Consider the following 12,313-nt stretch of genomic DNA (forward strand, 5'->3'; position numbering starts at 1 on the left):
GCAACCATTAGCAAACACATTATAAACAGGTTAATGAAAGGTGTTGAAAATGATAGTAATTTGTATTAAGATCTCGATTGTTTTTTACATATCTGCCCTGGAAGCAATTAATGAAACTGAACTCTCTTTACATAGCACTATTAGCAAGTATTACCGCAAACGCACATGCAAACTCTACCGACCTTGAACGCATAGAAGTAAAAGGTAGCTACTTTAACGATTACAAAGTAGATAACGCCAATGGCGCAATGAGAACATCAGCTTCATTACTTGAAACTGCACAATCTGTCACTGTAATAACCGACACTATTATTAGCGAACAACTTGCCACTACCCTTGGCGAAGTACTCACAAATGACGCAAGCCTAACAGCTGGCTCACAACAACGAAACCGTGAAGTATTTAACTTACGCGGCTTTGAGCTGAGCTCATCGACAGGTTATTTACGCGACGGTCATCAGCATTGGTCGCACTATCAGCAACCAATCGAAATCTTGCAACAAGTTGAAGTAATTAAAGGCCCATCAAGTATTTTATATGGTCAGTCAGGCCCGGGTGGCTTGGTTAACATGGTAACTAAAAAGCCTACCGCACAAACATTATTTAATGCCAGTGCTGATGTAGATCAGCATGGTTCAACTCGCTTTATGGTAGATGCTGCAGGCGCATTAACTGAATCTGAAGATTTACGTGCTCGCGGGATTTTAGTAAAGCAAGACGTTGACTACTGGCGTGAATACCAAAATGGTGAAAACCGTGAACGCGACCGCTTTTTAGGTGCTTTAGTTGTAGATTACGATATTAGCGATAACGCATTAGTCCGTGTGCATTACGACCGCACAGATGACGAAGCCGGTTTAGATACTGGCGCATGGATAGATGATAACGCCAATGTAATTGGTAGCGATAAAACAATCCGTGATATGTCTTGGGCATTTACCGATATTACCGTAGAAAACCTAGGTGTAGACCTAGAAGTATTTTTAACCGATAACTGGCAAGTAAAACTTGGCTATAACGAACAAACGTTTGAGCGCCAACGCTTTGAGTCAGCACCTCGCATGCCTAGTAGCTTTGCTGAAGGTGACAGCTATGAATCTCGTCCTTACGACCGTTTTGACGATTGGCAATTTAAAACTGCATTTATTGATTTTATTGGTGAATTTAAAACAGGTAGCTTACAGCATCAGTTTTTAATTGGCGCAAACTCGCTAGATTACTACTACGGACAACGCCGTACTTCTGCTGACTACTTTGATTTTTCTGTAGGACAAGCAGAACCATCACGCCCATCTGTAAGTTATAAAACAGATGATACAGTAAGCGAAACTGAATACGACTATTACGGTATTTACGTTCAGGACTTAATTTCGTTCTCACCACAATGGCAATTATCGCTAGGTGGCCGTTACGACAAACAAACACGAGAAGGTGCAGATAACGAGTCATTTGTACCAAAGGTAGGTGTGCTTTATCATCCAAATACTTCGGCAACTATATATGCTAGTTACTCAGAAGGTTTTGAGCCTCAAGGTAGTGAAACTCTGATTGATGAAACCGATGTAAATAATGGCATGAAGCTAGATGCCATTACCTCAGAGCAAAGAGAGATTGGTATTAAATGGCAATTATTTGATGACCGTTTACTGCTTACAGGTGCAATTTTTGATATTAGTAAAGAAGGCACACTTGTTAGCGAACAGCTTGAGACGCCTATTGGCTCATTCACAAGTGAAACAAACCAAGTGGGTGAACAACGCCATAAAGGTGTTGAAGTAAGCGCACAAGGTGCAGCTACTGACCGCTTATTTGTTATGGCATCAACTATGTATCTAGATGCTAACTTTGAACGCGATGAAGTATTGGAAGGTAAGCGCCCTACCGATGCTCCAAAATGGTCAGCATCACTTTGGACTCGTTATGAATTAAACGACGCCATTGCCATTAACGCTGGCGCTTTTTACGAAGGCGAGCGCTTTGCAGATAGCGATAATACAATTACTAAAGATGCATATACACGTGTTGATGTTGGCGCCACTTATAAGTTTAACTTAAGCAATACCGATATTAACTTACGCCTTAACATCGAAAACTTATTTGATAAAAGCTATTTAGGTGGTGGCGGCACGAGTAATGTAACTGTTGGCGAGGGTACAAATCTTCGTTTAGCAGCGCAATTTAGCTTTTAATTAAATGCCTTAAATAACAGTGTGAAAAGATAGCCCGCGTACATTTATGCGGGTTTTTTTTATATCTAAACGTTTATACCTAACAGCATTAAACCTATTACAAAGCCTATTCATCTCATCTATTTTTTATCATGTTTGTTACATGTTCTAATAGCGCTAATTATTAAAAAGGCTTACCCAAATGAAAAAATTAATTACCGCACTGCTGCTTACTAGCAGTATGGCTGCAAACGCTAACAACGCCGAATTTACCCAAAAGCAATTACAACAAGTCAATGAAGTGCGCACCTCTGCACTAAATAGTGATCTAAGCTATAAATTACTAGAGTCATTAACAACTGAGGTTGGCCCTCGCTTACCTGGTACTGAAAATGATAAAAAAGCAGTGGCATGGGCTAAAGCTAAATTTAATGAGCTTGGTTTTGATAAAGTATGGCTTGAAGAAGCGACTTTTCCTGAATGGCGCCGTTATAGCGAAAGCGGAAAAATACTAACACCAAGCGAGCAACCTCTACATTTAACTGCATTAGGTAACAGTATAAGCACGCCTAAAGATGGGATCACAGCGCCAGTAGTCTTATTCGAAACACTTGATGAGTTAATTGCAGCACCTGCAAACAGCCTAAAAGGTAAAATTGCGTATATTAATTACCGCATGAACCGCTATATAGACGGGAATGGTTACGGACCTGCTGTAAAAGCACGTGGCACAGGCGCTATAGAGGCGTCTAAAAAAGGCGCTGTTGCCTACATGATGCGCTCGGTAAGTACTGGTCATCATCGTTTTGCACACACTGGTGGTAGTTACTACAAAGAAGGTGTTACAAAAATACCTAATGTAACCATTGCTAACCCAGATGCAGATCAGATTGCACGACTCATTGCTTTGGATAAAGACGTTTCTGTAAATATTAATGTGCAAACCGAAAGCCTTGGTGAAGGCACTGGTTATAACGTTATTGGCCAATTTAATGGTACCGAAAACCCTGAGCAATATGTATTAATTGGCGGGCATTTAGATTCTTGGGACTTAGGAACTGGCGCATTAGATGACGGCGCAGGCGTTGCACTAACAATGGCAGCCGCTAAACATATTAGCGATGTAAAACGTCCTAAGCGAAGTATTCGTGTGGTACTTTTTGCAGCTGAAGAGCTAGGTCTTTGGGGTGCAAAAGCTTATTTTGCAGAGCATAAAAACGAGCTAAGCAATATTGTTGCAGCAGCTGAGTCTGATTTTGGCGCCGATGTTGTATATGCTTTTGAATCGAACGTAAGCGCAGAGTCACTTCCTGTAGTGCGTGCTATTGCAAAAGAACTTTCGCCGTTAAATATTGAGCATATTGGTAAAAACCAAGCGAATGGTGGCCCTGATTTAATTCCACTTAAAGCAGCAACCTCAGCACCTATTTTTGAACTTGCTCAAGATGGAACAGATTACTTTGATTACCACCATACAGCTGACGATACGCTTGATAAAGTAACACCTGCTAAGCTGCGTCAAAATACCGCTGCATACGCTGTATTTGCTCTAATGGCTGCTGATGCAAAAACAACAATTAAGCCTAAAGCTCAAAATAAGTAATAACAGACATACTTACTTACAGTTTGTGGCTTTAACTAACACGCTTCTTGTTTTACCTTTAGGTAATTAAAAAAGGAGCGTGCTTTATGTTACTTTTCAACACGAGTGAATCATTTCCACATTTTGCACAAACAACACGCTGCCCTCATTGTCAAAGCGACGCCTACCATTTAGTAAATAAAAGCCGCTATTTACGGTTTAGTATTTTACCTATGCTTGCCTTAAAATTAAGCTATAAACGCGAGTGCTATCAATGCGGAAAAAGCGAACAGGTTAAAATATCGCAACTACCGTTAATAGAAAAACTAAGCCTACCTAAATACTTTATTGGTGTATTTTTATTGCTTTGGATTGTTTCGTTTTTTTATCAACAGCATCTTGATACCGAGACTAAAAAGCAAAGCTATTTGAATACACCTAAAATATATGACACCTATTTAGTACACGCCGACAAATTTACACACGAACCCTGGACCCTAACCAATTTAAGAATTGCTCAAGTTTTAAGTTTTGATAAACAGTTTATTACCTTTCAGATAAGCAACTACAGCTATAAACGTAATAATAGTATTACTTTGGCAATGCGTACTAGCCAGCTAATTCAAGACAATTACTTTTCCACTAAAACAATCACCCTCCCTCGTGATGAAGTAGCACGCCTTTACAACGACGAAGCTATTTACGACGTGCTGCGACCTTATGCCAACAGCCTTTATGGCGGGTTTGTGATGTTTCCTCCCAAACCTAAGCCACTATATAAAGGTTTAAAACTCGATAAAAACAATCAACAAGGCATTATTTATTTTAAAGATAAGTTGTTTTTTGAAGCATTTAATAGCTTTAAGCTAGCTGCTGAAGCGGGTTCTCAATGGGGGCAATTAAATTTAGCGCAAATGTATCGTGATGGTCAGGGAATAGCTCAAAATTATCAACAGGCTATTTATTGGTATAAAAAGGCCATTGAGCAAAAAAATACTAAAGCACAATTTGAATTAGAATCGCTTTGTAAAATAACTATCTGTAAATGAGTGAATTTCAATATAGCTGGCGCAACAAGTACGCCAGCTATAAATTATTTTTTAAATAACTTTGTATAACCTACATGTATAAGCACAACAACTAAGCCGGCAATAACGCCTAGCAAACCATCAAACAAGAGAGGTGCTAATACTTCTCCTGTACCGCCAGCAACCGATTGAGCATAGCTTGTTACATCCAACTGTATATGATGCAGCAACGCAACACCATGGACCAAAATACCGCCACCCACCAAAAACATCGCAATAGTGCCCGCAAATGCTAAAAACTGCATCAACCTAGGCGCTGCTGCGAGTAAGCCTTTACCAAGTAATTCTTTAAATTTATTAGCTGACACTTTAGATTGGTTGAGTAAATAAAGCCCGGCATCATCCAGCTTTACAATACCGGCAACCAAACCATAAACGCCAATAGTCATTATAATTGCGATAACACAGAGCACTAACGCTTGGTTAAATAATGTAGCACCAGCAACAGTACCTAGCGTAATAACAATGATTTCAGCAGAAAGAATAAAGTCGGTTCTTATTGCCCCTTTTACTTTTTGTTTTTCGTACTCAACTAAATCTAATTTTTCATCTTCGTCTATCGCTTCATTCTGGTGGGGTAAAAACTTAGCAAATACTTTTTCAGCCCCCTCAAAACATAAGAATAAACCACCCATCATTAAAAGCGGTGTTATTAACCAAGGCAGCCATACGCTTATTAATAAAGCGGCGGGTACGAGTATCGCTTTATTTAAAAATGAGCCCTTTGCCACAGCCCAAACAACCGGTAATTCACGCTCTGCTGCTACACCTGTAACCTGCTGCGCATTGAGTGCTAAGTCATCGCCTAATACACCCGCTGTTTTTTTTGTTGCTACTTTACTCATTGTCGCAATGTCATCGAGCAAAGTGGTTATATCGTCTAATAATGTTAAAAGGTTAGTACCAGCCATAAAGCTTCCGAGCTCAAAAAATATTGCTATAAACATAACGTAAAGCACTACTTTCACCAACGGTTAATTTAGCTTTGTTAATCTCTAATTAGAATTAAGGGTAGGGCTTCCCAAAGATGATCATTTTGAACGTAGATGGAGGTAAGAGTGAAAATAAATATAGCAATCATAGTCAGCTTACTTAGCTTAATCGCATGTAGCGAACAGCAAGTAAATACTACCTATCTATGTGGTAAAAACAAACTAACACTAAGTATTATCAACGATAAATATGCTGAGCTTACTTTTAACAACGAAACGCATTTAATTAATCATGAAAAAAGTGCATCAGGGAATAAGTACATAAGCGAAAATGTACTGTTTTGGGGTAAAGATAATCACGCCATGCTTATAATTTCAGGGAAAAAGCAGCAATGCATTATTAATTAGCCACCAATTAACAACATCTAAAAAACACTGCTACACTAAATAAAGTGTTAATTTTGTTGATGAAGTTATGCGCTCTATTGCTATAAAACATAAAATAATCTTAGCTTTTTCTGCCATAGGGCTGTTAATGCTGACTAGCTGTGTGTTTTTTTATTGGTCGTTAAACCAAATTAGTATTACTACTTCACGTATAGAAACCTTAGCCGTTCCAGTACAACAAGTTAGTAAAAATTTAAGGCTTTCACTTCTTTCCATAACTAAATTTAATGCTGTTGCTTACAGCCAGACCAAACCAGATTCACTATTGCGAAATAAAGACCAAGCATACGCAGAGCAAGAGCAATTTCTAACAATGCTTAATGCGCTTGAATCCCAACTGTTTCAGCAGCAAAATATGCAAGCTTTACTTGCAGCAACAACTGATAACTTTAATCAACTAAGCAAAATAAGTGCTGCAATGTTTAGTGCAAAGGAACAACGATTTAAAGCACAAAACTCGGCCCTATCACTTATTAAAGAATTCATTGAGCAATTGAGTGGCTTGAGTAATCGTTTGCTTGACATAGAGCTATTAGAAGTACCTTCAACACAACAGCCTCTACTCGATTCTATGTTTGGTACGGCAACACGTATTGATGATCTACTATTTAATTTAAGTAACAATGTTAAAAGCATCACTCAAACTACAAGTACTAGCGACTTAAGTAATCACCAACAAGATACTTTGTTTTTACTCGATAATATTCAGCCTAACTTTACTTACCTAGAGCAGCAGGCGGCACCTTTCAGTAATGATCTAAACATCGGCCAACTTACTATTGAGTTCAACGATTTAAGGGATCTCTTAAATGCGCCAAATGGTATTTACGTAAAACAAAAGAAAACGATTGAAAACAAAACAACGGCGCAACAAAAATTTGAACGCTTTCAACAAGAATTTATAAACACAGAAAACCAATTACTTAAACTTAATAAACTTGCTGATGAACGATTTAACACCCTTCAAAATAATGCCAAATCAGCCATTAATATGGGCTCAAGCTCGGTAATTATAATCGCCCTTGTACTGATTATACTGGTGATCATAATTTCAATTTTTACCACCAATGCAATGCTAAAGCCCCTTAATAAAGTAAATCGTGATTTAGCTTGCATAGCCTCAGGTGACTTTTCTAAGCGCAGCCATCCACGCAGTAAAGATGAGTTTGGCACTTTACTTAACAATATTAATAAACTTAGTGACGACTTAAGCCATTTAATAAAAGCAATTAGTAACGATGCACATGAACTGGACAAATCAGCGATTCAAACCAGTGAAAAAGGTCAGCAAATGACCATTGTTGCCCAACTACAGCTAGAGCGGAGCGCACAAGCAACTGCGCTTGCACAAAGTATGCTAGATAATTCACAAGTCGTGTACGAACAAGCTGATAGCACATCAAATGAAATAACTAACGCCTCACAGTTTGCTAATGACGTTAACCAAATAGCCAATCAAAATAGCCAAAGTATTGAGGCACTATTAAGCCGTTTAGATAAGGCAGTTAGTAGCACAAAAGAGCTTGCTGAATTTACCGAACTCATTGGTGCCATTGTAGAGACTATTAGCAGTATTGCTGAGCAAACAAACTTGCTTGCGCTCAATGCTGCAATAGAAGCGGCAAGAGCTGGTGAAAATGGACGAGGATTTGCAGTTGTCGCTGATGAAGTTCGCTCACTAGCTGCGCGTACACAAAGCTCAACAAGCGAAATAAATACCATGATCCAAACATTACAACAGCATACTAAAACAACACAAAGTGAAATTAACGATGGCCAACAACAAGCCAAAAAATGTGTTGAAAATAGTGCTGAACTAAATAAAGCTGTAGAGCGTATAAAAAGCACATTACTATCGGTTAATCAAATGAGCGAACAAATAGCAAAGGCCTCTCATGAACAGTTAACTAATAGTAACGACATCCAAAAAATAATGGCAAAGGTAACAGAGCAAGCCACCTTAAATGCCAAAAACGCGACAACCCTAGCAAGCGAAAGTGAAGACGTAAATCAACTTGCACACTCTCTAACGAGTGCCGTAGAGCGCTTTAAGTTTTAAGCACAAGTAATGACTTGCCTTGCATGAAATGGGTATAATACTTCAACTCTTTTGCTTAATAGCGGCCCACAATGAAATATAAAGATCTACGTGATTTTATCGATTTACTTGAGAAAAAAGGCGAACTTAAACGTATCACCCAAGAAATCGACCCGTATCTTGAAATGACCGAAATATCTGATCGCACATTGCGTGCAAAAGGTCCTGCGTTATTATTCGAAAATCCAAAAGGCTACGATATGCCGGTGCTTACCAACTTATTTGGTACACCAAAGCGCGTTGCTATGGGAATGGGCCAAACAGAAGTTAGCGAGCTACGTGAAGTCGGTAAACTGCTCGCTTTTTTAAAAGAGCCTGAGCCACCAAAAGGCATTAAAGAAGCTCTAGGCGCTATACCTATTTTTAAGCAAGTGCTTAATATGCCAGCAAAAGAAGTTAAAAAAGCGCCTTGCCAACAAATAGTTTTAGAAGGTGATGATGTCGATTTAACTAAGTTGCCCATTCAGCATTGCTGGCCAGGTGATGCAGCGCCATTAATTACTTGGGGCCTTACGGTCACTAAAGGCCCATATAAAAAACGCCAAAATCTGGGTATTTATCGCCAGCAATTATTAGGAAAAAATAAAATAATTATGCGTTGGTTGTCACATCGTGGTGGCGCGCTTGATTTTCAAGAATGGTGTAAAGAAAACCCAGGGCAACCTTACCCTGTATCGGTAGCACTAGGTGCCGATCCTGCCACTATATTAGGTGCCGTAACGCCTGTACCTGACACTCTAAGCGAATATGCATTCGCTGGCTTATTACGTGGTAGCAGAACCGAAGTTGTAAAATCTATTTCAAATGACCTACAAGTCCCTGCCAGTGCAGAAATAGTACTTGAAGGTTACATAATGCCTGGTGAAATGGCGCCAGAAGGTCCTTATGGTGACCATACCGGTTACTATAATGAAGTAGATGACTTTCCAGTAATGACGGTCACTCACTTAACGCATCGTAAAGACCCTATTTATCACAGCACATTTACTGGCCGACCGCCTGATGAGCCTGCGATTTTAGGTGTAGCACTTAATGAAGTGTTTGTGCCGATATTACAAAAGCAATTTCCTGAAATTGTCGACTTTTACCTTCCGCCAGAAGGATGCTCGTACCGTATGGCGATTGTAACAATGAAAAAACAATATCCTGGCCATGCCAAGCGCGTGATGATGGGGGTTTGGTCGTTCTTACGTCAGTTTATGTATACCAAGTTTGTAATTGTGTGCGATGACGATATTAATGCCCGTGATTGGGAAGATGTTATTTGGGCTATAACAACCCGAATGGATCCAGCGCGTGATACAACATTAATAGAGAACACACCTATTGATTATCTCGATTTTGCATCGCCAGTCTCTGGCCTTGGTTCAAAAATGGGAATGGATGCTACCAATAAATGGCCTGGCGAAACCACCCGCGAATGGGGCGAGCCTATTGTTATGGATAAAGACACCAAAGACCGCGTAGATGATATTTGGGAAAGCCTTAATATTGTTTAAGTGTTTATATGTAAGTACATAACAGGCTATAAAATAACCCTGCAGATATGTTAGAATCGAGTCATTCGATTGCGTATCTGCTGTTAAAAGCGCTGCTAAAAGGTAAAAAATGCAAACATTAAAAGCTGAAGTTGTAGCTATCAGCCCACTTACAGAATTTGTTCATAAAGTAATTTTAAAGCCACAACAACCTGTGACCTTTGAAGCTGGCCAATACATGCAACTCGTATTAGGCGAAAAAGACAAACGTGCTTTTTCTATTGCTAGCCGCCCTTCACAGTGCGATGCAATAGAACTGCATATTGGCGCATCTGGTGCCGATTCTTATGCAATGCAATCGTTAGAACATTTACGAAACGCCCATACCACAGGGCAGTTAGTAGACATTGAAGCTGGCCTAGGTATTTCACAGTTGCGCCTGCAATGTGAGCGTCCTATTATTTTACTCGCCGGCGGTACTGGTTTTTCATACGCAAAATCAATGGCTGATCACTTAGCTGAAATTAAGTGCGACCGTCCTGTATTATTTTACTGGGGTGTAAAAGAAGAGTCAGCTTTATACGCGCACACAGAAATGCAAACATGGGCCGATAGCCATAAAAACTTTGAGTTTATCCCTGTGGTAGAAAATCCATCAGCGAATTGGCAAGGTCATACTGGCTATGTACACAAAGCCGTAATGCAAGATATCGTATCACTTGCCCCATATGATATTTATATGGCGGGTCGTTTTGACATGATAGGTATAGTCCGTGATGACTTTATTACTCATGGTGCAATTCGTGAAAACATGTACGCCGACGCATTCGCATTTATAAAGTAATTAAAATTAACTTTTACTTATAAATAAAGGCACCTAGTGCCTTTATTTTTATAATAACAAAAATTCAATAGTTAAAATCTATCAATCTCATCAGTATAAACAATTTCCTAAATCCCTATCTATAAACCATACTTTGTATAGAACATCAGCGGGAGAGACCCAAATGCTAAATACAAAAGTAAAAGATTTTATGCAACGCAAGTTACCAAACATAACACCAGATACAGAAATGACCACCGCTATAGCAGAACTACAAAAATTTAAACTGCTTGGTGCACCAGTATTCGATAAAGATAAATGCCTAGTCGGATTTATTTCCGAACAAGAGCTTTTAAAGCCACTTATGCAAAGCAGTTATTTTTGTGATGGCATAGTAAAAGTATCGCAGCTTATGCAAACAGGAGTCGTTACTATAGATGGTGATACAAATATTATTGAGCTTGCTGAAAAAATGCAGCCTGGTAAACCAAAAAACTACCCAGTTGTAGATGGCATTAAAGTAATCGGTATGATCAGCCGGGCAGATGTACTTAAAGCACTTTACGATAATTACATAAGCTGCCAAACACACTAAATTGCAGATAACAAAATGCCGCTTATATAAAGCGGCATTTTTAATACTCTTAAATTAACGTGCGCTAACGATTGCCGAAAGTTCTTTTTTATCGCCATCGCTTAAAAATGCTATTTCTAATGCATTTGCTTGGGCTTTTTCCATATCAGCTTGAGATAAACCAGCTTGAGGTGCTGCAACTGCATATTCATACTCAATTTCAATCCCTTCCACAGCAGGATCATCAGTATTAATACACGCTAAAATACCGTGATCTAAAAACTGCTTAAGTGGATGCTTAGCTAGGTCGCTCACTGTACTGGTTTGAATATTACTTGTTAAGCATGACTCAATACCAATGCGATTATCGCGTAAGTAATCCATGAGCTTTGGATCTTCAATGGCTTTAACGCCATGCCCTATTCGGCTCGCCCCTAATTCATTAATTGCTTGCCAAATACTCGGAGCACCAAGAGCTTCTCCAGCATGAATAGTCGATGCTAAATAGGCATTTCGTACCTGTTTAAAGTGCGCTACAAACAACTCACCCGGGAAGCCAATTTCGTCACCGGCTAAATCAACCGCTACTAAATCATTTTTAAATGCGAGTAATGCATCAAGCTCTTTCTGGCATGTTTTTACGCCATAAGTACGCGATAAAATACCAATTAAATTTGCTTTTATGTTTGCGCCTTTTGTTGCTGATTTAATACCATCAACAACCGCTTCTACAACCCCTTCTGGGTGTAAACCTTGGCTTTGTGCCATATAGTAAGGGCTAAAACGAAGCTCTACGTAATCAAGGCCTTGGGCTTGAGCATCTTCAATGTTTTCAATCGCTATGCGCCTACACGCATCGTAGTCGCCAAGTACTGCAACACCCCAATCTAACTTTTGTAAAAAAGCCATAAGATTTGGCTCAGGATCAATAACTTGAACATGAGGAATGAGTGCCTCAACATTATCTGCAGGTAACTCTATATTAAACTGACGACCAAGTTCTAATATGGTTTGCGCACGTACATTACCGTCTAAATGGCGGTGAATATCTAGCAAAGGTAATTTTCTATTGATCATAATAGCAACCCAGTTTAGTTAAATTTGCGCGCATGATACGCAGATA

General features: G+C 39.3%; 10 protein-coding genes. 8 read left to right on the top strand and 2 right to left on the bottom strand.

Translation table 11 applies throughout. The features are described from left to right. Positions 1 to 110: 110 nt before the first annotated feature. From AOR04_RS16800 to AOR04_RS16810, 3 genes are all read left to right on the top strand, one after another. Positions 111 to 2,189 (top strand): TonB-dependent siderophore receptor, encoded by a 2,079-nt coding sequence (locus tag AOR04_RS16800; protein ID WP_096793952.1) that lies wholly within the window; start codon positions 111 to 113, stop codon positions 2,187 to 2,189. A 181-nt stretch (positions 2,190 to 2,370) separates the two neighbouring features. After that, complete coding sequence (locus AOR04_RS16805) at positions 2,371 to 3,771, top strand: M20/M25/M40 family metallo-hydrolase (protein WP_096793953.1); 1,401 nt, start codon at positions 2,371 to 2,373, stop codon at positions 3,769 to 3,771. An 86-nt stretch (positions 3,772 to 3,857) separates the two neighbouring features. Next, positions 3,858 to 4,799: a tetratricopeptide repeat protein gene (locus tag AOR04_RS16810; RefSeq protein WP_096793954.1), complete on the top strand. Its 942-nt coding sequence runs from the start codon at positions 3,858 to 3,860 to the stop codon at positions 4,797 to 4,799. Positions 4,800 to 4,843: 44 nt separating this feature from the next. Here the strand turns inward: AOR04_RS16810 and AOR04_RS16815 are convergent, their stop codons facing one another. Further along, positions 4,844 to 5,749 (bottom strand): DUF808 domain-containing protein, encoded by a 906-nt coding sequence (locus tag AOR04_RS16815; RefSeq protein ID WP_096794154.1) that lies wholly within the window; start codon positions 5,747 to 5,749, stop codon positions 4,844 to 4,846. Between the two features lie 147 nt (positions 5,750 to 5,896). Between AOR04_RS16815 and AOR04_RS16820 the strand changes: the two genes are divergently transcribed. The 5 genes from AOR04_RS16820 to AOR04_RS16840 all read left to right on the top strand — a co-directional run bounded on the left by AOR04_RS16820 (position 5,897) and on the right by AOR04_RS16840 (position 11,211). After that, entirely contained in the window at positions 5,897 to 6,178 is a 282-nt protein-coding gene (locus tag AOR04_RS16820) for an MliC family protein (protein WP_007377347.1), read from the top strand. A gap of 67 nt (positions 6,179 to 6,245) precedes the next feature. Next, entirely contained in the window at positions 6,246 to 8,276 is a 2,031-nt protein-coding gene (locus tag AOR04_RS16825) for a methyl-accepting chemotaxis protein (RefSeq protein ID WP_096793955.1), read from the top strand. Between the two features lie 71 nt (positions 8,277 to 8,347). After that, complete coding sequence (ubiD, locus tag AOR04_RS16830) at positions 8,348 to 9,814, top strand: 4-hydroxy-3-polyprenylbenzoate decarboxylase (RefSeq protein ID WP_096793956.1); 1,467 nt, start codon at positions 8,348 to 8,350, stop codon at positions 9,812 to 9,814. Between the two features lie 109 nt (positions 9,815 to 9,923). Continuing rightward, positions 9,924 to 10,637 carry an NAD(P)H-flavin reductase gene (gene fre, locus AOR04_RS16835; protein WP_008136172.1) on the top strand — a complete coding sequence of 238 codons (714 nt, stop codon included), beginning with the start codon at positions 9,924 to 9,926 and terminating at the stop codon, positions 10,635 to 10,637. Between the two features lie 163 nt (positions 10,638 to 10,800). Beyond that, positions 10,801 to 11,211 (top strand): CBS domain-containing protein, encoded by a 411-nt coding sequence (locus AOR04_RS16840; RefSeq protein WP_007377343.1) that lies wholly within the window; start codon positions 10,801 to 10,803, stop codon positions 11,209 to 11,211. A 54-nt stretch (positions 11,212 to 11,265) separates the two neighbouring features. Here AOR04_RS16840 and add read toward each other — a convergent pair whose 3' ends face one another. Further along, a complete protein-coding gene (gene add / locus AOR04_RS16845) occupies positions 11,266 to 12,267 on the bottom strand; it encodes an adenosine deaminase (protein ID WP_096793957.1) in 1,002 nt (333 codons plus the stop codon). Positions 12,268 to 12,313: the final 46 nt, after the last annotated feature.

Source organism: Pseudoalteromonas sp. 1_2015MBL_MicDiv, assembly GCF_002407505.1.
Classification (GTDB): domain Bacteria; phylum Pseudomonadota; class Gammaproteobacteria; order Enterobacterales; family Alteromonadaceae; genus Pseudoalteromonas; species Pseudoalteromonas fuliginea.